Source organism: Dokdonia sp. R78006 (assembly GCF_042466145.1).
Taxonomy (GTDB): Bacteria; Bacteroidota; Bacteroidia; order Flavobacteriales; family Flavobacteriaceae; genus Dokdonia.
The window spans coordinates 773,804-795,091 of record NZ_JAXHBU010000001.1 but is presented as its reverse complement, the minus strand read 5'-3'; the positions used below and the strand labels follow the sequence as shown (position 1 = coordinate 795,091).

15 protein-coding genes and 1 tRNA gene are annotated in these 21,288 nt (G+C 38.5%); 5 read left to right on the top strand and 11 right to left on the bottom strand.

Translation table 11 applies throughout. The features are described from left to right. The first annotated feature begins 160 nt into the window (after positions 1-160). Positions 161-5,752 (top strand): alpha-2-macroglobulin, encoded by a 5,592-nt coding sequence (locus SJY37_RS03625; protein ID WP_379952823.1) that lies wholly within the window; start codon positions 161-163, stop codon positions 5,750-5,752. A gap of 2 nt (positions 5,753-5,754) precedes the next feature. Then, positions 5,755-8,124: a penicillin-binding protein 1C gene (pbpC, locus tag SJY37_RS03620; RefSeq protein WP_298329731.1), complete on the top strand. Its 2,370-nt coding sequence runs from the start codon at positions 5,755-5,757 to the stop codon at positions 8,122-8,124. A 3-nt stretch (positions 8,125-8,127) separates the two neighbouring features. Here the strand turns inward: pbpC and SJY37_RS03615 are convergent, their stop codons facing one another. From SJY37_RS03615 to SJY37_RS03595, 5 genes are read right to left on the bottom strand one after another with little or no spacing between them, the layout of a single operon-like run. After that, positions 8,128-8,610, bottom strand: a complete 483-nt coding sequence (locus tag SJY37_RS03615) for a YciI family protein (RefSeq protein ID WP_298329727.1) — start codon at positions 8,608-8,610, stop codon at positions 8,128-8,130. Between the two features lies 1 nt (position 8,611). After that, positions 8,612-9,079: a CYTH domain-containing protein gene (locus SJY37_RS03610; protein WP_298329724.1), complete on the bottom strand. Its 468-nt coding sequence runs from the start codon at positions 9,077-9,079 to the stop codon at positions 8,612-8,614. Between the two features lie 23 nt (positions 9,080-9,102). Then, positions 9,103-9,480, bottom strand: coding sequence for a VOC family protein (locus tag SJY37_RS03605; RefSeq protein WP_298329721.1), 378 nt, complete (start codon positions 9,478-9,480; stop codon positions 9,103-9,105). 5 nt (positions 9,481-9,485) lie between these two features. Further along, positions 9,486-9,854 carry a VOC family protein gene (locus SJY37_RS03600; RefSeq protein ID WP_298329718.1) on the bottom strand — a complete coding sequence of 123 codons (369 nt, stop codon included), beginning with the start codon at positions 9,852-9,854 and terminating at the stop codon, positions 9,486-9,488. Then, a complete protein-coding gene (locus tag SJY37_RS03595) occupies positions 9,838-10,506 on the bottom strand; it encodes an NAD(P)H-binding protein (protein ID WP_298329714.1) in 669 nt (222 codons plus the stop codon). Before SJY37_RS03595 ends, SJY37_RS03600 begins: the two co-directional genes overlap by 17 nt. Positions 10,507-10,563: 57 nt before the next feature. On the opposite strand from SJY37_RS03595, the gene dinB reads away from it, so the two are divergent. Beyond that, positions 10,564-11,676, top strand: coding sequence for a DNA polymerase IV (dinB, locus tag SJY37_RS03590; RefSeq protein WP_298329711.1), 1,113 nt, complete (start codon positions 10,564-10,566; stop codon positions 11,674-11,676). 56 nt (positions 11,677-11,732) lie between these two features. On the opposite strand, the gene SJY37_RS03585 is transcribed toward dinB, so the two are convergent. The 6 genes from SJY37_RS03585 to SJY37_RS03560 form a co-directional block, all read right to left on the bottom strand. Next, positions 11,733-12,836, bottom strand: coding sequence for a DUF4407 domain-containing protein (locus tag SJY37_RS03585; RefSeq protein WP_298329709.1), 1,104 nt, complete (start codon positions 12,834-12,836; stop codon positions 11,733-11,735). A 211-nt stretch (positions 12,837-13,047) separates the two neighbouring features. Then, positions 13,048-14,061: a mechanosensitive ion channel family protein gene (locus SJY37_RS03580; protein ID WP_379952822.1), complete on the bottom strand. Its 1,014-nt coding sequence runs from the start codon at positions 14,059-14,061 to the stop codon at positions 13,048-13,050. A gap of 400 nt (positions 14,062-14,461) precedes the next feature. Further along, positions 14,462-16,516: a M56 family metallopeptidase gene (locus tag SJY37_RS03575; RefSeq protein WP_298329704.1), complete on the bottom strand. Its 2,055-nt coding sequence runs from the start codon at positions 16,514-16,516 to the stop codon at positions 14,462-14,464. Then, a complete protein-coding gene (locus tag SJY37_RS03570; protein ID WP_298329701.1) occupies positions 16,513-16,884 on the bottom strand; it encodes a BlaI/MecI/CopY family transcriptional regulator in 372 nt (123 codons plus the stop codon). Before SJY37_RS03570 ends, SJY37_RS03575 begins: the two co-directional genes overlap by 4 nt. Before the next feature lie 88 nt (positions 16,885-16,972). Beyond that, positions 16,973-17,644 carry a hypothetical protein gene (locus SJY37_RS03565; protein WP_298329698.1) on the bottom strand — a complete coding sequence of 224 codons (672 nt, stop codon included), beginning with the start codon at positions 17,642-17,644 and terminating at the stop codon, positions 16,973-16,975. A gap of 202 nt (positions 17,645-17,846) precedes the next feature. Beyond that, the gene (locus tag SJY37_RS03560) at positions 17,847-19,235 is read right to left on the bottom strand and encodes a dipeptidase (RefSeq protein ID WP_298329695.1); all 1,389 of its coding nucleotides are present in this window, start codon (positions 19,233-19,235) and stop codon (positions 17,847-17,849) included. A gap of 288 nt (positions 19,236-19,523) precedes the next feature. Between SJY37_RS03560 and SJY37_RS03555 the strand changes: the two genes are divergently transcribed. Then, positions 19,524-20,909: a cell wall anchor protein gene (locus SJY37_RS03555; protein WP_298329692.1), complete on the top strand. Its 1,386-nt coding sequence runs from the start codon at positions 19,524-19,526 to the stop codon at positions 20,907-20,909. Positions 20,910-21,087: 178 nt separating this feature from the next. After that, a tRNA-Leu gene (locus SJY37_RS03550) sits at positions 21,088-21,169 on the top strand. Positions 21,170-21,288: the final 119 nt, after the last annotated feature.

Genomic DNA, 21,288 nt, shown 5'->3' with positions numbered 1-21,288 from the left:
AACAAGTAACCACACTACCAGAATTCTATATCAATCAGTCACTAACTTGTTTAATATGAGCTGTTTTCGGCTTGAATTTAAGCACTCATTATTTAAGCGATTTACGTTTTTTTATCAATGAGTAAACCTTAGTTTTGGGCACCTAACACAATCACTATCAATGCGTAAAAACCATCTACTCGCCTTTCTCGCCGTACTACTAATTGTCATTTCTTGCGATAAAACACCATCTGCAACAGATAACCTTTTTAAATTTAAAGACTATATTTCATACACAACAGAGGGGCGCCAGTCTGTAAAGAGTCCTATAAGAGTAGAGCTAGCAAAGGCACTCACGCAGTTTGAGCTAGATCAAGAAATACCTGCAGATATATTAAAAATAAGTCCAAGTATCTCTGGAAAGTTAACCGTGCGTAACCAGCGATTATTAGAATTTGTGCCTAGTGAACCACTAGAAGCAGATGTGGCGTATGAGGTGACTGTTTTTCTAGACAAACTCTATGATGATCTAGAAAAAGGGATGGATGAATTTCACTTTTCTTTCAAGACTATCACGCCAGATTTTAAAGTGAATCTGCGTGCATTACAGTCGTATAGTAAAGAATATAACTATCTAGAAGGACAGATAGAGGGAAGTGATGATATCGCTTTCGCGAAAGCGCAACAACTCATAAATGCTACACAAAATGGAAACGCATTATCTATCAAATGGTTTAGCGAAGATGCTTATGCTAGATTTCATTCCTTTAGAATAGACAGTATCTCAAGAGCCGAAGAGGACTCAAAAATTGAAATATCATGGAATGGTAAAGCGATAGGAGCAAAAGAAACTAAAGGAGAAAATACCGTAGAAATCCCTGGTCGTAGTAACTTTAAAATTATAGGTATTGATCAAACTAGAGGAGCAAATGCCTCACTGGCAATTAACTTTTCTGACCCTATACAAGACAAGCAAAATTTTGCCGGACTGGTAACTATCCAGCAAGGTGGTAACCTTCGTTTTGAGGTAAATGGTAATGTACTTACCGTATATCCAGAGACTAAAATTGTAGGTAATGCACTGGTTGAGGTTTTTGAAGGTATTAAAAGCACAGATGGATATAGGCTTAAAGAGCAGTTTCAAGAATCAATAAGTTTTGAGCAGGTAAAACCTGCTGTGCGCGCCATAACTAATGGGGTGATTTTACCTAATTCTGCGAGCACTCCTTTTTACTTTGAAGCCGTAAGCTTGAGCCACGTAGATGTAAGAATCATTAAGATTTTTGAAAACAATGTGTTACAGTTTTTACAAGATGGACAACTCAATGATGAAAGTACCTATAACCTAAAAAGAGTAGGCCGCAGGATAGCAAAGAAAACCATACAAATAGCAAATAAAGAAGACCTAGATAATGGGCAGTGGAAAGCTCATGGTATTGATCTATCAACGGTGTTTAAGGCAGATCCAGGAGCACTATATCGTATAGAGATAAGTTATAAGCCAGCATACGCAATCTTTGAATGTACAGATGATACATCTACAGCTGTAGATGATGATAGCTATGATGATTATTACTATGAAGAAGATTATTATGATAACTCAAACACAGAAGCAGAAAGTGCAGATGAAGATACGAGAGAGGAACAATACTGGGATAACCGTATCTATAGATGGCGTAAGCAAGTGTATAACTGGGAGCAAGAAGATAATCCTTGCCACCCTGCTTATTATCAAGAAGGTAGATTTATCAATAGCAACCTGCTAGGTTCTGACCTTGGTCTTATTGTTAAGAAAGGAAAAGACAATTCTTACCTTTTTGCAGCGGCAGATATTATTACAACTACCCCAGAAGCAAATACAAAGATCACATTATATAACTACCAGAAACAAGCTATAGGTACTGTAACTACAGATGCGACAGGGATAGCAAGAGTTACACCAAAAGGTTTTCCTGTGTTTGCCATAGCAGTAAAGGATAACAATTATGCATATTTAAAACTAGAAGACGGGCATAGTTTGTCTATGAGTAAGTTTGATATTTCTGGTAACCAGTTAGAAAAAGGTCTTAAAGGTTTTACATATTTGGAGCGCGGTGTGCATCGTCCAGGAGATACGATACATCTTACATTTACACTAGACGATAAAGCAAATCCGCTGCCTAAAGATCATCCAGTAAAACTTGAAGTTACAGACCCTAGAGGGAAGTTGATGTACAGAAAGGTACTCACTAGTAAAGAGGGAACATCTCAAAGTAATGAACGCTCGCTTAATAATTTTTACTATTTCCCTGTCCCAACAACACAAACGGCTCCTACTGGAAATTATAATGCGACCATCTCTGTAGGAGGAGCAACATTTTATAAGTCTCTTAAAGTAGAAACTATAAAGCCTAACCGACTCAAGGTTAATTTAGAATTTGAGGATGAAATACTAGATGCAAGTGGTAGTATAGAGGGTACTGCAACCGTAAAATGGCTCCACGGAGCACTAGCACGCAATCTCAAAATTGTAAGTGACGCTACCATCCGCAGTTCAAATAGCGGTTTCAAGAAGTTTCCTAAATATAATTTTTATGATCCTATCCGTCGTTTTGATGAGGTAGAAATTAATGTGCTAGATGGTAAACTAGACAATGAGGGAAGTACTAAAATCAATAAGAAACTAGAACTCAGTAAGCGCGCTTCAGGAATGCTTAAAGCTACGTTTGTGACAAAAGCATATGAAGGTGGTGGTGATTTTTCACTAGATGTCGTTAGTAAAGATGTCTCGCCTTTTGAGCATTTTGTAGGCTTACGCTCACCAGAAAGTAGAGCCTACGGCAGCTACTATACAGATGAGAATACAGCATTTGATCTTGCGACAACAGATGCACAAGGAAATCCAGCGGGCAATCGTAAGCTGGAAGTAAAAGTCTTTAAAATGGAATGGCGCTGGTGGTGGAATCGGAATAATGATAATTACTCAAGTTACGAGACAGGAACTGTGCACACGCCCGTGCAAAACTTCACGGTTACTTCTAGAGCAAATGGAAAAACAAGTTTTAATGTAAATATCCCAGAAAAAGAAAGCGGTCGTTATCTCATTAGAATTTTAGACCCAGAGAGTGGTCACGCCACGGGACGCATCGCATATTTCTATAGAAACTGGAGTGGTTTACAAAGTGATCCTGAGAGTGCAAAGATGCTCGTTTTCTCTGCAGATAAAGAGAAATATAATGTAGGAGAAAAAGCCATCATTAAATTCCCTTCATCGTCTGCTGGAAGAGCGCTCGTAAGTATTGAAAATGGTACAAACGTATTAGAAACGTACTGGGTAGATGCGGTTAAAGGAGAAACGGAAGTACGTATTCCTGTTACCTCAGAGATGGCGCCTAATGTGTATGTAAACATTGCTTTATTGCAGCCCCATGAACAGTCGGCAAATGATTTGCCTATCAGGTTATACGGTGTGATTCCGTTGCTTGTGGAGGATGTTAATACGGTGTTACAACCACAAATATCCATGCCAGATGTTCTCAAGCCAGAGGAGAATTATACGATAAAGGTAAGTGAGAAAAACAGCAAAGCAATGACTTATACCATCGCTGTGGTAGATGATGGCTTGCTGGATCTTACGAGATTTCAAACACCAGAGATTCACAAGCATTTTTATAGTAGGGAAGCGCTCGGAGTAAAGTCGTTTGACATGTATGATTATGTAATCGGTGCATATTCTGGTAGTGTAGATAATATTTATGCAATAGGTGGAGGTGATGCAGGAAGTGCTGCCAAAAACCGAAAAGCAGAACGTTTTAAACCCGTTGTTAGCTTTTTAGGTCCTTTTGCTTTAAGCGAAAATGAAACAAAATCACACACTATAAAAATGCCAAATTATGTAGGCTCTGTACGTGCGATGGTGATTGCTGGAGATGCCACAAAAAGCGCTTACGGTAAATCAGACAAAACGGTGGCTGTGCGTAAACCATTGATGGTGCTAGGTTCGCTTCCGCGAAAATTATCTCCAGGAGAGCACGTGATTTTACCCGTTACCGTGTTTGCCATGGAAAGTAAAATCAAGCAGGCTAAGATTACGATAAAAACTTCTGAAGCTTTTAAAGCGTCTGACGGGAATGTGAAAACGGTAAATTTCACGCAAGTGGGAGAAAAAATAGTGCCATTTGAGTTTGATATGCAAGCCGCAACAGAAGTGCAAACCGTACAAATTATCGTAGAGGGTCACGGAGAACGTGCAACCTATGAAGTAGAAATCGATGTAGAAAATCCAAACCCTATCACGCAACAAGTAACCGATTATGAACTAGACGCTAGCGGAGATCTTACCATTGATTATTCAACCTTTGGTGTAGCAGGAACAAATGAAAGCGCTTTAGAATTTTCGACATTACCACCTATGGATTTTACAAAGCGTATGCAATATTTGATACGCTATCCACACGGTTGTGTAGAGCAAACTACGTCTGGCGTATTTCCGCAATTATTCTTGAGTGATATTTTTGATCTGACTTATGAGCAAAAAGCCGAATCACAACAACACATCAAAAACGGAATTACCCGTCTAGGAAGATTCCAGAATGCAGATGGTGGTCTTGGTTACTGGCAAGGAGAATCAGAAGCAGATGACTGGGGCACAAGTTACGCAGGTCATTTTATGATAGAAGCACAAAAGAAAGGCTATGCATTGCCACTCACTTTTATGAGTAACTGGCTGCGTTTCCAGAAAAAAGCAGCCCGCGAGTGGCGAGCAGGGCAGTATGCCTATAATGCCACCTTAATGCAAGCGTATCGTTTATATACCCTTGCTCTAGCTGGACAACCAGATCTTGCGGCAATGAACCGCTTGCGCGAAAACGGAAACCTATCAAACGAGAGCAAATGGAGACTAGCAGGAGCCTATGCACTTGTGGGGCAGGAGAAAGTAGCTCGCGAACTAACAGTAACGGCAAATATTGATTTTAAGCCCAAAAATTATGACTACCACACCTATGGTTCTGTGTATCGTAACAGAGCGATGGCACTAGAAACAATGGTGGTTATGAATGATGCTAAGCAAAAAGAATTGGCTATATCAATTGCCAAAACGCTAGCGTCAGATAGATGGCTGAGTACGCAAGAGACAAGTTATGCGTTACTCGCGATGGCAAAAATGGTGACTAAAAATGGAGGTAAAGCCATGCAGCTGTCTATGATGAAAAACGCTAAGGAAGTGGTGATAAACACGCCACAAGCCATAGCGATCAGAGATCTTAAGACACAAGATGGTAAGAATAGCATCACACTTAAAAATCAGAAAGAAAATACTGTATTTGTGCGCTTAGTACAGAGTGGAAAATTACCACTAGGTAAAGAGCTCACAGATAGTAAAAATCTGAGAGTGAATACCACCTTTGTGGATGGGTCAGGAAATCCTATTGCGATTAGTAAACTACGTCAAGGAGAGGAGTTTACTGCAAGAATTACAGTAAGTAATAACAGTCGCGACTATGTAGATAATATCGCACTCACACAAATCTTTCCAAGCGGGTGGGAAATTGTAAATACACGCTTTACAGATGCACAAGCCGGTACAGAAGGCAGCGCACGCTACACAGATATAAGAGATGATAGAGTCAATTTTTATTTTGATATGAGTAAAGCCAGCACAAAAACGTTTACGGTACGTCTCAATGCAAGTTACTTAGGTAGGTATTACTTGCCGGGAACTCAGGTAGAAGCAATGTATGATGCAAATTATTATGCAAGAAACAAAGGTAATTGGGTATTGATTGAGAAGTAGTAATGACCAAAACCTCCATCATACAGTTTTTAAAATCTCACAAAGTCAAGCTCATTATATTGACGGGATTTTTTATGTATTGGTTGTTCTCTTTGCCTTCACCATTGTTTGAAGATCCGCACGCGACAGTGGTGGAGAGTACAGAAGGTGAGTTGCTGGGTGCGCGTATTGCGGGTGATGGGCAGTGGCGTTTTCCTGCGCTAGAAAGCGTTCCTGTAAAGTTTGAGAAGTGTATTCTTCTTTTTGAAGATGAGTACTTTTATACGCATCCCGGGTTTAATCCCGTGGCTATGGGGAAGGCAGTCTGGGGAAATATAACCACAGATAAGCGCCGTGGTGGCAGTACCATTACACAACAAGTAATTAGACTTTCTAGAAAAGGAACAGAACGTTCTTATATGGAAAAGCTAGTCGAACTCATAAAGGCGACAAGGCTCGAAGCTGGATATGCTAAAGATGAGATTCTTAATATGTATGCAACCTACGCGCCTTTTGGCGGTAATGTGGTGGGATTAGAGACTGCCGCTTGGCGATATTTTGGACTTCCAGCAGATCGTTTGAGCTGGGGGCAGATGGCTGCCTTAGCCGTTTTACCTAATAATCCTAGTATGGTGCGACCGGGTAAAAATGAGGTTACGCTTTCGCGAAAGCGTAATGAGCTCCTTAAAAAACTCTGGGAAACTGGAGAAATAGATGAAACTACTTACGAGCTATCACTCCTTGAAAAACTCCCAGGAAAACCCTATCCATTACCACAACTAGCGCCACATCTGGTTGAGCGAATAAAACAAGAGTCTGAGGGAGAGCGTATCCAGACCACTATAAAAGTACCACTGCAACGCTCATTAAATAGACTGGCCAAAGAGCATTACGGACAGTTAAAGCAGAATGAGATTTACAACCTTGCCATGGTTGTGATAGATGTAAATACGAAGGAAGTAGTGGGTTATGTGGGAAACGCACCTACAGATGCCGCGCATCAAAAGGATGTTGATATTGTAACAAAGTCACGAAGCACAGGAAGCACGCTGAAACCTTTTTTATATGCCGGAATGCTAGATGAAGGCATGCTCTTACCTAAAACGCTGGTGGCAGATATTCCCACGAGTATTAATAATTACCAGCCACAAAATTTTAATAATGAATACAGTGGCGCAGTAGCTGCAGATGTTGCTTTGGCTCGATCGCTTAATGTTCCTGCTGTACGTTTGTTACGACAATACGGTCTTGATAAATTCTATGGCAATCTTAAGGAAATGAACCTAGGCGGTATTAATAAACCGGCTTCTCATTATGGACTTGCTATGATTTTGGGTGGGGCAGAAAGTAGCCTGTTTGAGTTGACAAAAACCTATGCAGGAATTGCAAACACACTGCATATATTTAATAAGTCCAGTAGTGAGTACTCGGCGTCTTCATTTGAGGAATACACGTTGCGCAAGCGTTGTGCTACCTGTGATAAGAACGAGGAGAGTTTGCATAGTGAACCGAGTGTCTTTTCTGCTGGAGCAATATATAATACGTTAGAAACTTTACGTACGGTAAATAGGCCTAATGGTGAGGAGAACTGGCAGTTTTATGAAGATGCGCAGCCCATAGCTTGGAAAACTGGGACAAGTTTTGGTTTTAAAGATGCCTGGGCAGTTGGGGTTACACCTCAATATGCTATAGGTGTTTGGGTAGGAAATGCAGATGGAGAAGGTAGACCAGGCATCACGGGTATTCAAGCAGCGGCTCCATTGTTTTTTGATATACTTCGTAGCTTACCCATGAGCGGTAATTGGTTTGACACGCCTTATGATGCCCTTTCCGAAATAGACGTATGCACAAAAAGTGGAATGAAAGCGAGCGTCTATTGCCCGCATACAGAAAGTATTCTGGCTCCTGTTGCTGGAGAGCATAGTGCTGCCTGTCCATATCATAAACAGGTATATGTAGATCATAGTGAGACCTATCGCGTTAATTCTGATTGTTATGAACTCGATAAAATGAAGGCTAAGAATTACTTTGCGTTACCGGCTTCATTAGCTTTTTATTATTCAGGAAAGCATCCAGATTATAAAGAGTTACCACCCTATCTCCCCAATTGCGGATTCTCAGGGGAGCAACCTATGGTTTTTATATATCCCAAAAATAACGATGGCGTTATTTTACCTAAGAATTTTGATTCGGAAATAAATGATGTGGTGCTTAAAGTAGCTCATCGCAATCCAGAGACGAAGCTCTTCTGGTATTTAGACAATAACTTTATAGGCAGTACAGAATTTTTTCATGAACTAGCCATTGCTCCACAAGTAGGAACCTATGTGCTTACCGTAGTAGATGCTCAGGGTAATGAACTCAAGAAGCAAGTTGAGGTTTCTAGAGGGTAATGTCTATCTCAAAGCAAATCCTTTTCCAGCCCAAAGCGGTTTTATGTCTACCACAAGCTTGCCACTTTGTACTGCGGGATCTAGGCGTACTAGACTATCTGCTGTAGCAAGGTTTGGGACATTGTAAATTGTAATTCCCTGTGTAATACCTAAGCTATCTTCAAGAGGTCCAGATATATCTGCATAGCCTAGCTTGTACATACGACCTAGATGTGCGCGGTGTCCTCTTTGAATCTTTGTAGCTTCTTCCTCATCTTGTGATCTATTAGGTCCCGTATTGAGAAAAGCTAGAAAATACTTTTGCATAATTACCGTGTCCTGAATATCATTATCGTAATAATCGAATATCTCAAAACCATTGGCCTTAAGATCTGCAATTTGTTGTGCTTTACTAGGTGAAGCTGCGACTGTGCTAGTGTTTGTCTCAACCTTAGATTGACAACTTAATAGTAGTACGAGTGCTAAGAAAGTGAATGTAATTTTCATATTACCAATTTTTAAAAGGATTCTTAGATAGCTGCGAGTTGTAATATTTGTTATCTCCTGTCACTTCTTGACCTATCCATTCTGGTGTTGTAAAATCTTCTTTTTCAGCGTTGAGTTCTATTTCGGCGATGGTTAGCCCTTCGTTATCTCCATAAAATTCATCTATTTCCCAAGTGTGATTACCTGCGGTATACTCGTAACGTGTTTTATCTATAACTCCGGGAAGGCATAGAGATAGAAGCGTTTGCGCCTTATCTACTGCGATTTCTTCTTCTACTTCTACACGGGTAGTACCGCTATCGTTTGATTTTCCTTTTATGGTAAGAAAGCCTTTCTCGCCTTTAATTCGCACTCTTACAGTTCGCTCAGGATCTGTACTTAGATATCCTTGAGTAATGCGAGTTGCCTTTTGAGCAACTTCTTTAAAAGCTGCTGAGGTTACTAGGAATTTTCGTTCTATTTCTAACATAATGTTGCTGTTATATCTAGCCTTTAGTTAATGCGCCACGGCGGATTTTTGCGATTATCACCAGCGTAGTAAAGAATAATTTGATTTCCATCTGGATCCTTAAGTCTTGCCTCTCGCCACAACCACGACCGATCTGTGGGCAATAGGTCAAAAGTAACATTCTCCCCTTGTAATCGTGACACTTCTTGGTCTAAACGCTCTGTTTCAAAATATACCGTTACTCCAGCACCTGCAGGTAAATCATCTACAAGATGTATAGAAAACGTAGCATCTCCCTCCAGGCACTCAAAGCGTGCATAATGTGGCAAGGCTTTTACAATAAGACGCAATCCCAGTTGCTCATAAAAAGCAATGGAAGTTGCAAGATCTAGTGACGGTACGGTGATTTGGTTGAGGTTCATAGCTTTTATTTTTGCCAGGGAGTTACCGTAGTAGGGGTGTCCTTTTGGTAAAGCACTACATGATTCCCATCGGGATCTTGCAGTGTTAAGTCTTTACCACCCCAGTCTCTGTGTATTGTGGGGCTGAGTACGCTTTCGCGAAAGCGTAATTCAAACACCTCAATACCGTCTGTTTCAAAGTAAACGGTTACGGGTTGTTCTGAAAGCTTTGGGTTATAATAAGCTGTAAAAATGACTTCGTGCTCCTTGTTTTCAAAATGTGCGTGATGCTGAGGCTCGTGCTCAATAAGTTGCATTCCAATGCCTGTATAAAACGCAATCGCCGCTTTAAGGTCTTGGGAGGGAACGGTGATGTGGTTAAACGTGGTAGGCACTGCTTAGTTCTTTAATCTCAATATTGGTGATGTCTGTGTGGGTTACTGTTTGTTTTGCAAGTTGTGCCATTGCTCTAGCAATGTCTTTTGCTTGTGTAGACTTCCACTTTTTGAGCGGTCCTACCATAAAGAAGTCCATAACGGCCATCATCATTTTGAGAGCTTTCTCGCCTTTGCGAGCGTCATCTGGGCGGCCATTTATAAAAGCAGGTTTAATAATGTAGGTGTTCTCAATTCCTACCTTACTCAAGTCGCGCTCCATCTCACCTTTTGTACGCACATAGAAAAACGGACTCTTAGCCGAAGTTCCCGCCGAAGAAATAACCATATAACTTGCTATCCCATGTTGTTTTGCTAGCTCGGCAGTGTGAATAGGAATGCCGTAGTCTATAGCGCGATACTTATCTCTATCTGGCGTTTGGGCTTTTGTGGTGCCTATGCAACAATAAACGACATCGCCTGTAAATTGTTTGTCAAAAGTACTAGTATCGAGCAAGTCACAGATAATCTCTTCTACCTTTTCGTGTGTAAAAGAGGTAGGCCGCCTTGTAAAGATTTTCACTTTAGAAAACGTAGCATCTTTTATAAGTAATTCTGTTAGTAAGCCACCGGTAAGTCCTGTGGCGCCGAGTACGATTGCTGTTTTTGACATACTCAAAGTTACGATTTATAGTGCAAAACTTTCTGAGTACTTTGTACCTTGCATACAATGTCTGAGCTGCCTATAAAAAAGATAATTCACGTAGATATGGATGCATTTTATGCATCTGTAGAGCAGCTGGACAATCCAGATTTACGCGGTAAAGCTATTGCTGTAGGTGGTGGTGGAGAGCGAGGTGTAGTGAGTGCAGCGAGTTATGAAGCTCGTAAATATGGAGTACGCTCTGCAATGGCAGGTGCGCTTGCGCGAAAACTATGTCCCGAGCTCATCTTTGTAAAAACCAATTTTGACAGGTACAAGGAGATTTCGGCACAGATACGAGAGGTTTTTCACGAGTTTACAGACCTTGTAGAACCGTTATCACTAGATGAAGCCTACCTAGATGTTACCGAAAATAAAGTAGGAATGCCTAGCGCAACTGTTATTGCCTCGTGGATACGACAACGCATTAAAGAAAAAACAGGATTAGATGCGAGTGCTGGAATAAGCATCAATAAGTTTATTGCCAAGGTTGCCAGCGATATTAATAAGCCTAACGGCCAAAAGACAATCCCGCCAGAGGAAGTTATTGAGTTTCTTGAGAAATTAGATATTAGAAAATTTTACGGTATAGGTAAGAAGACTGCCGAGAAGATGTACTTACATGGCATCTTTACAGGCATGGATATGAAGATGAAATCTAAGGAATACCTCTCTGAAAACTTCGGTAAGAGTGGTGCATATTATTATGACATCGTGCGTGGCATCCAATATAGTGAGGTGAGACCTAACCGTATTAGAAAGTCACTAGCCGCCGAGCGTACCTTTTCTGAAAACATCACTTCTGAAGTCTTTATGCTTGAAAAACTAGATCTTATCGCCGAAGAGGTTGAGAAGCGTCTCGCTAAAAGTAAAGTCGCAGGAAAAACAATCACTCTAAAAATAAAGTACTCAGACTTTACATTACAAACTCGGTCTAAAACACTGGAGCTCTATGTGCGGTCAAAGGAAATTATTTTAGAAACCGCAAAAGATTTGCTCTATCAAGAGAAAATGAAAAATAGCGTGCGTCTCTTAGGCATTTCTTTATCTAATCTTAATACCGAAGACCGCAAAAAGAAGGATGCAGAAAAGGCTGTAAAAGAAGAAGAGATTGATGTGCAAATGCGCTTTACCTTCTAGCAACCATTTGTGAGGATTCTACCTAATATTCATCTTAGAAAAAAGAATCAAATTCGTTATCCTAAAATTTTAGTCTGCCGCCTGTAAAAGGCATCTTGCTGGCGTTTCATAATTTCTTTAGCCATTTTTTTCTTGTAGTTGTATAGCTCTTCATCTTGAGCGATGTCTGTATACACGCGATCATTTACAATATGATCTGTCTCTGTAAGGATCTTGCGTTGTAAGGCTTTTTGTGCACTCCATTCTTTTATGGTGAGCTCGTGGTCTGCAAGTTTTATATCATACTCACCCATAGGCGAGATGAGCTTAGAAAATATAGGTGCCGTCTCTATCGCAAGAAATAGTAAGAAAATAAAAAGAGAAGGCATCCATGGGAGTTCTTCCATCGCATCTATGCGCGCCATTAATCCGTCAAAGTTATTTATAATGGGCTGACTCGTGCTTACAGCAGTATTGAACTCATCACGTAGCAGTGTTTTCTGGGCTTCGGCTTGAGTTATCTTTTCTGCATTTGTGGTTTTAAGAAGTGCGAGTTCTGTAAGAGCGGCATCGTGTTTGTCTCGTTTTTCTTGGTATACTGGTCCTTTGCCTAGAAGTTCTGTCCCAGCAGTGCCTTCGGCCTCGTCTATGTAGATTTCATAAAGGTTATTTACTTCTGTTTCTTTGGTAGCGATTTCCTGTTTTGCAGCAGCTATTTGGTCATCCAGTTTATTGATTTCTGGGGTGTACTGCGCGAGTATCTCTCCTTGATTTTGAACGGTAAACTCATTTTTTTGACTGAGTATCACGCGGTCTATTTCTTTCTCAAAGATTTTAAGTTCTAGTGGTTTTGAGATTACTACAGCGATAATGACCGCAAGAATAAGTCTAGGCACTGCCATCCCAAATTCTTTCCACCACTGGTCACGTTTCTTAAGTGTAGAGACAATAAAGCGATCAAGATTAAAGATAACTAAGCCCCATAGCATACCAAATAGCAAAGCTCTATATACATTATCAAATACTGTAAATAGTGCGTAAGTAGCAGCAATGGTTGCAAGAATTGCCGTAAAAAATACAGTAGCACCTATACCTGCATATTTGTTTTTTTCGCCGCGAGAGCAGGTGTCCAGCACGTCACGATCTGCTCCAGAGCAAAGAATAAAGAAAGATTGAATCATAGTACGGTTCGTTTATTTAATAGTCGCTGGGTGATTGAAGTTCAGCAAGATGATTGATGATGTGTATGGTGTATAGAACGATGCTTTGGCTGCTTTTCGTATGTATCACTTTTCAGAGTAGCGCACACGAGTACCAGTCTCTATAACATAGAGACTGTATAAATTATAAAATGTTGCAGTGTTTTTCTTTTACGCTTTCGCGAAAGCGTACCTACTCAAAATCTGAAGAGTCAATAAATTTTGGAGAATTGTCACCACTTGGGTATTCAAATAATTCCAAATCAAAGTAAGATACGGCAGCTAGAAAATGGTCAAAAAGGTCTGCCATGATATACTCATAATTTTCCCAAACTTTATCTTTACTAAAACAGTATACCTCAAGAGGAACACCTTGAGCGGTAGGCGCAAGCTGGCGACACATAAGAAGCATTTCTTTATTAATGGCGCTGTGATTTTGGATGTAAGTCTCCATATACTTGCGGAAGAGCCCTATATTAGTAAGGTTTACACCATTTATTTGTAAAGATCGGTCAATATCATCATCTGCATTGAGTCTGTCTAGTTTGCCCTGCATATTAGTCAAGTAACTAGATACTAGCCCAATCTTTTTGAGTCTCTCTATATCATCATTAGATAAAAATTTGATGCTGTCTTGCTTAATTAATAACGACCTTTTGATACGACGTCCAGGGCTATCTGTCATCCCTCTCCAGTTTTTGAAAGAATCTGAAATAAGAGAGTAGGTAGGGATAGTAGTAATAGTCATATCAAAGTTTTGCACTTTTACAGTAGAAAGATTGATTTCAATCACATCACCATCTGCGCCAAATTTTTCAAAAGTAATCCAGTCACCTATGCGCACCATATCATTTATGGCAACTTGAATACTGGCTACAAAACCTAGAATAGTATCCTTAAAAATAAGCAGAATAATAGCAGATGCTGCTCCAAAAGTTCCTAAGGCAGCACCTATAGAAACATCTGTAAGTAAACTGATGGCATAGAAGATCATAAGAATCCATGCGATAATCATGAATACTTGTATGTAACTATCTATAGGCTTGTCTCTAAGGCCTGGGACTGTTTTAAAATAATCTCGTAAAGTATGGAGAAACGCACGTATGATACGCAAAGCGAGTATAATACCTACTAATGTGAGGAGTATAGAAAATAATCGCTGAATCTCTGGAAAGTCGCCTAAAACGATAGGCAAAAAGCCCAACATAAGATACAGAGGTAAAATATGGGCTAACCTACGTGGGACCCTATTTTCAATAAGAAGATCATCAAAATTAGTTTTTGATCCTTTTGAAAAGCGGTAAGCGATGGTCCTCAATACCCTGCGAAAAAGCCTGTCAACTAATAAAACTAAAATAACAAGGAGAACTCCTAAAATAAGGGCATTCAGATATTTAGCAACATCATCAGATATTCCCCAGACCATGAAATAGTCGTAAAAAAAACAGCTTAATTCCTTTTTATAATCCATTGCCGCAAAGCTACATATATGATCATAAATAGCTGTGTTATTGGCTTTGTTTTAAGAGAAGGTCGTTGTGAAAGCAGTTTCATTTCGTATCAACGTGTAGCCCTTAATGCTAAATAGTTATGAGTTGATTTTAAAACTAATCTTCCTTTGCTTTTTTTATCAAATATGTTGTTTCTGTATATTGATAGCCGTCTTCCTGTTTAGTGAGACCTAAGACTACAGATTGACCACCTAGTTTATAATTTTTAATTGTTTCCTTATTTAAGGAACCATTACTTATACCTATAAGAGTTATGTTCTCACTATTTATATTTTCTTTATCTAGTGCAGATGCAATTGCTTTTTCTGATGACTCAAAAGCGTTTATTTTTTTCGAAACATCATTTATCGAGCTTGCTGTGAAACCTATTTCTTCTGGATGAGACTCTGGAGTGATTTCAGTTTCTTGCACCACGATATTTGAAAAAATGGTTTGATATTTATTTGGATCCTGAAAAGCTTTTCTCTGATCATTTTTGTCTGAGTATATAACACCAACTTTTTTATCCATTTTAGGTGCTGAAGGCGGTGGAGGTGGCGGTAGTTTAGGAAATGCAACAGCCTTCTCTCGCTGTGCAGAAGTCATTTTATCATAAATTTCATATATCTGACCGACTTCTTTTCCATTTATAACCCTTTCAGGATCTGCATTGTATTTTTTTGCTAGTTTATTATAAGTGTTGATCTCTGTATTTGTAGCTTTAATTTTATTATTTGGTTCTGCAGATTGATCACTTTGAGATATGCTAGAGATATACGTTTTAGGAGGATTTGTATATGGAAATGGTGTTTTTACATTGTATGTATTGCTGTTAACTAATAGCACAGCTTTGTCAAATGATATTTCCTTTTCTTCATATATAAATAGACTGCCTAGTTTTCTCATTCTTACCAAATACTCCTCTGCCGATGGTGGTGGAGGCGGTGGAGGTAATTGACCTTGTGGAGCAGGAGGCGCTGGCGGGATAAGGCGTAAACTGTTATTTGCCTTATACAATTGCGTTTGTCTAAAAACTGCTTCTGCTTTTTTAATAAACTCTTTTGAGTTGCCCTTGAAAATCATAGACCTCACCGGCTGTGCAAACTCCTCTTTTGTCCACTGTGCGGTGATATTATCTACGCTTTTGCGAAAGCTCTCAAGTGGACTATATTGTCCATTTACATAGATGCTGTCATTTTTCACTTCTATTACAAGCGCATTTTTCCCATTACGTGCTGCTCCTTCTACAAACTGTGTGGCGTAGGTTGAGGTTTGAGGTGCCTTTTGCTCTTTAGGTTTTTCTTGAGCAATGATTCCTTGATTAAAAAAGAGAACGCACAAACCTATGATAGGAATGAGTAGTAATGCGCGCAGCACTACTTTTTTACGACTAAATGATTGTGATAACATAACGATTCGTTTTTTGGTTAATGAATAATTAAAAGGACTCTCGAGCGCAGTGTGATGAGTACTGCTTGCATAACTTAAGAGTATATTTTGATATATAGCAATATTACTTTTATCAACTATAGCACCTTGATCTGCTAGAAATTCGTGATTTAATTTTATAGAACTCTTATATAACCACACCAGCGGATTAAACCAGAACAAGACCTGTATGAACTCTATGGCAATAATATCTAGGGAGTGTTTTTGGCGCACGTGAGTTGCCTCGTGAGCAAGTACTTCTGGAGCTATTTCTTTTTGCGTGTATGATTGTTTATTTACAAAAATCCATTTAAGAAAAGAGTGTGGTACTATCACTTGCTCTAATAGGGCAAGCGTAAAGTGTGATGATGGGTGAAGCTCTGCCTGGTTTATCTTTCGCTTTAAGCGCACAAGATTTATAATAAAACGAGTGCCAAAAATGAATATCCCTAGAAGGTATATTCCCCAGATAACGGTGTTTGTATAATCTACTTCGGAAACTTCAGGCACTTCGTTTGGCGCAGAAACGGTCTCTACATATTCTTGAAATATGGGAGTAATCTGTGGCGCATTCTCTGCTTGGTAGGTAAAGGTGATAAGCGGTATCGTAAATGAAAATACAAGACTTGCCAGGAGGTAAAACCTTTTAAAGTGGTGCATCGCTTTTCCTTCTAGCGCTAACTTGTAAAAGCCAAATAGGATACCTAAACATAAAGCGCTTTTTAAGAGATAGATGAGTATCATTTCTTTTTGGCTTTTAGTTGACTATCTATAATCCTTCGTAGATCTTCTAATTCATTTTTAGATAAATCTGTTTCTCTAGTAAAGAACGAAGCAAACTGTCCAGCACTATCGTTAAAGAAATTTTTAATCAGGCCATTTACGTGCTTTGAGAAGTAATCTGTTTTTTTGACGAGGGGAAAATATTCTCTTGACCTACCTTTTTGCGTATAATCTATAAACTTCTTGTCTTGCATACGTTTTAGGAGCGTAGCAACGGTGGTGATGGCAGGTTTTGGGTCTGGATAACCATTAATAAGATCCTTCATCAAGGCTTTTTCCTTCACCCAGAGGAGTTGCATAAGTTGTTCTTCGGCAGTAGAAAGAGTCATTGTTGTATGAAATTAAAATATTACTCTACAAATGTAGAATAATATTTTAATTCTACAAGTGTAGAGTAGTAATCTTTTTCTGAAATTTTTATTTATTCAGATTCTTGAGGAAAATCTTTAAATCAAGTGGGTCTTTAAATTTCAGTTTATTTTCTTTGAGTATGTTTTTTATGGCATCCTTATCTTCATTTGCAAATAAATCATATATGTTGCGCTTTGTCACGTCGAGAGGTTTTTTGCCAGTTTTGTCACTAATCAAGAAATAATAATCATCACTAATTTTTCCAGCCTTATCTGGTACTTGAGGATTTGGTGCTTTTTCAGGAAGTCTTAGTGTTTTTTCGTGTTTAATAAAATATGAATTTGAATCATAGTTGCCGATGTATTCTATGTATCCAATTATCGAGTTGTTGTTTTTATCTGAAAAGTTTGTGTACGTAAAGGAGCGGCTATTATATAAAACTTCAACACCGTAAGCTTTCTCTAAAAATGTGTGTGATGAGCTAGTTGGAGTTACTTTGCGTTCAAAAGTATCACTGTAGACATCATACCTTAGATATAGTTTAGTCTCCTTATTAGTGAGTTTATCTTGAACAATACTTAATTTAAAATCATCTTCAAGATATTGAGAACCTTTAAATGTACTGAGATCATGCTCCTTATCTTTATTACTTCTATAATCTTGAGTCGCCGATAGGGTTTGACCAAAGGAGTGAGAAACTGATAACAATAGTGATATAATTACTAAAAAAAATTTCATATGATTGATGTTTAGTGGTTTATTATCAATATTTGTACCGAATTTATGAAAATTTATGATACCACAATTATTTGTTATGTATTTGACGACCTAACAGATGTATTTTAAGAACCAAAACGTAGGTAGTTAGGGGTGAAATAAAAAAGCGCCTTAGTAATCACTAGATTACCAAAACGCTTTTTTTCTTATTTATAAAGCAGTACTATTTACTCATCTCTGTAAAATACTCGTAGAAATAAGGGATTGTCTCAATGCCTTTTAAGTAATTCCAAATGCCAAAGTGTTCATTAGGTGAATGTATGGCGTCACTATCTAACCCAAAGCCCATAAGGATAGTTTTACTTTTTAGTTCCTTTTCAAATAAAGCTACAATCGGGATACTACCTCCACTACGTTGAGGTATTGGAGTCTTTCCAAAAGTTTTTTCATATGCTTTCTCAGCAGCTCGATAGGCCACATTGTCTATAGGAGTTACATAACCTTGTCCTCCATGATGAGGAGTTACTTTTACAGTAACACCTGCCGGAGCGATGCTTTCAAAATGAGCTTTAAACAGTTCTGTAATCTCCTTCCAGTCTTGATTAGGAACTAAGCGCATAGATATTTTTGCATATGCCTTGCTTGCGATTACTGTTTTGGCTCCTTCTCCAATATAGCCTCCCCAAATACCATTTACATCAAGTGTAGGTCGTATTGAGTTGCGTTCATTTGTGGTGTATCCTTTTTCTCCGTACACATCATCGATGTCCAGAGCTTTCTTATAATTTTCAAGTGAAAATGGAGCCTCTGCCATTTTATCTCTTTCGAGTTGGCTAAGCTCTTCCACTTTGTCATAAAACCCTTTTACGGTGATGTGATTGTTCTCATCATGTAAGTTAGCAATCATCTTTGCAATTACATTTATAGGGTTTGCCACAGCACCTCCATATAATCCAGAATGTAAGTCACGATTAGGTCCTGTAACTTCTACCTCTACATAACTTAAACCACGAAGGCCGGTTGTGATAGAAGGAATATCATTGGCAATCATCCCTGTGTCAGAAATAAGGATGACATCATTTGCAAGTTTTTCTTGGTTGCGCTCTACATACCAAGCAAGGTTTGCGCTTCCTACTTCTTCTTCACCCTCAATCATAAACTTTACGTTGCAAGGAAGTTTATCATTTGCAACCATGTACTCAAGCGCTTTTACATGCATATACATTTGTCCCTTGTCATCACAAGCGCCACGTGCAAAGATGGCACCCTCTGGATGCTTCTCTGTTTTTTTAATTACAGGTTCAAATGGAGGAGAATCCCATAGTTCTATAGGATCTGCTGGTTGTACATCATAGTGTCCATAAACGAGTACTGTAGGTAAGTTTTTATCTATAATCTTATCTGCATAGACAATTGGGTAACCAGGGGTCTCACAAATTTCTACCGTATCGCAACCAGCATCACGTAAACTCTGCGCTACAGTTTCTGCTGTTTCTTTAGTAGATGAGGCAAATGCTGGATCTGCACTTACACTTGGTAATTTTAATAACTCAATAAGTTCGTTTAAGAATCGATCTTTATGTTCAGCTATATATTCTTTAGAATTTTTCATCAAATAGTAATTTTTTCAAAAGTACAAATAAGGGTAGTTCTTTGATAGTATGTAGTTTTTTAGATGTGCAGTTTTTCATTTATTTTATCTGTTTTGATCAAATTATTACTAGTAACAAATCAATATAAAAATGCATTTACATTTAAAATAATAAAATATTGTGTATTTCGTCGATTAAAATGTTAATTTCAACCTCTCTATTGCTGTTAAAATATATTTTTGAAAAAAAATATCATGAGATATATATTTACTTTTTTGTCTTTTCTGGGCTGTTTTTTAACATTGAATATGACAGCGCAGGTTGGAATTAATACCACTAGCCCTGACCCTTCTTCAGTACTTGATATACAATCTGAAGTAGGAGGACTTTTAACTCCTAGAATGTCAACCACTCAAAGGCTGGCCATAACAAGTCCAGCACAGGGATTATTAGTATATGATATTACATTGGAGGCTTTTTATTATTATGAAGGTGCATGGCAAAAAGTTAGTATTAATAATTCTAGAGAAAATTATAAGCTAGTTAAGGATATATCTGATCTGGCAGAAGAGCTGGCTGCAGGTGGTGGATCTACTTATTTACTGAGTTCAAACTTCTTATATGAAATCAATGGAGCCATTATTTTTAATGCTCCTATAAATATGAATGGAGCTTATATTGAAGGTGTAGACTCTTCCCAAGATATCATAGTTAATGGTTCTGGCGCAGCACTTTTTCAAGGGGCTCCAGGTAGAATAAGAAATATCACCATATCAGGAGGAGGCGCTCCTATTTTTGATATTACGGGAACAGGCTCAGACTTATTGGTAGTTAATAATACTGTGTTTACTGGGGCTAGCACTATGGGGACATTACATTCTCTAGGAACGGCTTTTTTTAGTATTGCTCAGTATGTGAATAATAATGATGGTTTTGAGCTGTCTGATATTGGTTCTTTGCTTATGAGTAACGTTTTCTGGACTACTACAAACACAGGGACATTTGCGACGGTTTCAGGGACGTTTAATAATTTTCAAATGTCAAGTGGTAGGATAGAGGCAGACGCTGGTGAAATAGGTATAGATGTAAGTGCAAACCCTACTATTATTAATGAGGCTAGCTTAAATGGGTTAAGCTTTGTAGGCGCTGGCACATTAGTGTCTAGATATACTGCTGGAAGTTATACAGATTTTAGTTTTACTACAGATTGGAATGTAAACTGTTCAGGTATTCCTACAGAGACTGATGATCAATCTACAGCCAATTTTTATAGTACTTCGGCTATAACTACCGGTTTTACACAAACCATAAATAATAATACAGCAGTTCCAATAGTAGGTAATGGGTCTTTTGATAATACGGAATTATTTCGTTTTACATCAAACCCTGCCAAAAATAGATTAATTTACGAAGGGAAGAAGGTTAGAAATTTTCAAGTTAATGCATCATTATCTGTGCGAGTTACTAACGCTGACAATAATTTTTATAGTTTCATTATTGCAAAAAATGGCGTTGTAGTAGATGACTCTGACGCATTGGTACTCATTGTTGGTGATACACAAATACAGTCAGTATCTATAAATACAGTTGTCACCATGGAGAGCGGAGATTTTATAGAAATATATGCTCAACGATTAACAGGGACTGGTACAGATACACTTGTTGTCTTTTCAGAAAATTTGACTATTAGGTAGATTTTATTAAAATATTTTCATTTATCTCATAGTCAATAAGCTAGCATTTAAATCTTCTGGTGTCGTTATAGAATGTGGAAATAAAATGTTATTTTTTTTAATTATTTATTTTGAGATTGAAAAAAAGTATTATATTTGCACCCCGTTACGAAGTTATTACGTGACGATGTGTTGAAATGCGGGCGTGGTGGAATTGGTAGACACGCCAGACTTAGGATCTGGTGCCTCACGGTGTGGAAGTTCGAGTCTTCTCGCCCGTACAAAAACCTCTCAAGAAATTGGGAGGTTTTCTTTTGCAATAAACTTTCATATTTATAAACAACAAAGCCGACTTTTTAAAGTCGGCTTTGTTGTTTTGTATGCGTACTAAGTGTATTGA

Excerpts from the sequence above, each read along its gene's own strand:
- SJY37_RS03625 (WP_379952823.1), top strand. The coding sequence starts at position 161 with ATGCGTAAAAACCATCTACTCGCCTTTCTCGCCGTACTACTAATTGTC.
- pbpC (WP_298329731.1), top strand. The coding sequence starts at position 5,755 with ATGACCAAAACCTCCATCATACAGTTTTTAAAATCTCACAAAGTCAAG.
- SJY37_RS03615 (WP_298329727.1), bottom strand. The coding sequence starts at position 8,610 with ATGAAAATTACATTCACTTTCTTAGCACTCGTACTACTATTAAGTTGT.
- SJY37_RS03610 (WP_298329724.1), bottom strand. The coding sequence starts at position 9,079 with ATGTTAGAAATAGAACGAAAATTCCTAGTAACCTCAGCAGCTTTTAAA.
- SJY37_RS03605 (WP_298329721.1), bottom strand. The coding sequence starts at position 9,480 with ATGAACCTCAACCAAATCACCGTACCGTCACTAGATCTTGCAACTTCC.
- SJY37_RS03595 (WP_298329714.1), bottom strand. The coding sequence starts at position 10,506 with ATGTCAAAAACAGCAATCGTACTCGGCGCCACAGGACTTACCGGTGGC.
- dinB (WP_298329711.1), top strand. The coding sequence starts at position 10,564 with ATGTCTGAGCTGCCTATAAAAAAGATAATTCACGTAGATATGGATGCA.
- SJY37_RS03585 (WP_298329709.1), bottom strand. The coding sequence starts at position 12,836 with ATGATTCAATCTTTCTTTATTCTTTGCTCTGGAGCAGATCGTGACGTG.
- SJY37_RS03580 (WP_379952822.1), bottom strand. The coding sequence starts at position 14,061 with ATGTTGGGCTTTTTGCCTATCGTTTTAGGCGACTTTCCAGAGATTCAG.
- SJY37_RS03575 (WP_298329704.1), bottom strand. The coding sequence starts at position 16,516 with ATGATACTCATCTATCTCTTAAAAAGCGCTTTATGTTTAGGTATCCTA.
- SJY37_RS03570 (WP_298329701.1), bottom strand. The coding sequence starts at position 16,884 with ATGACTCTTTCTACTGCCGAAGAACAACTTATGCAACTCCTCTGGGTG.
- SJY37_RS03565 (WP_298329698.1), bottom strand. The coding sequence starts at position 17,644 with ATGAAATTTTTTTTAGTAATTATATCACTATTGTTATCAGTTTCTCAC.
- SJY37_RS03560 (WP_298329695.1), bottom strand. The coding sequence starts at position 19,235 with ATGAAAAATTCTAAAGAATATATAGCTGAACATAAAGATCGATTCTTA.
- SJY37_RS03555 (WP_298329692.1), top strand. The coding sequence starts at position 19,524 with ATGACAGCGCAGGTTGGAATTAATACCACTAGCCCTGACCCTTCTTCA.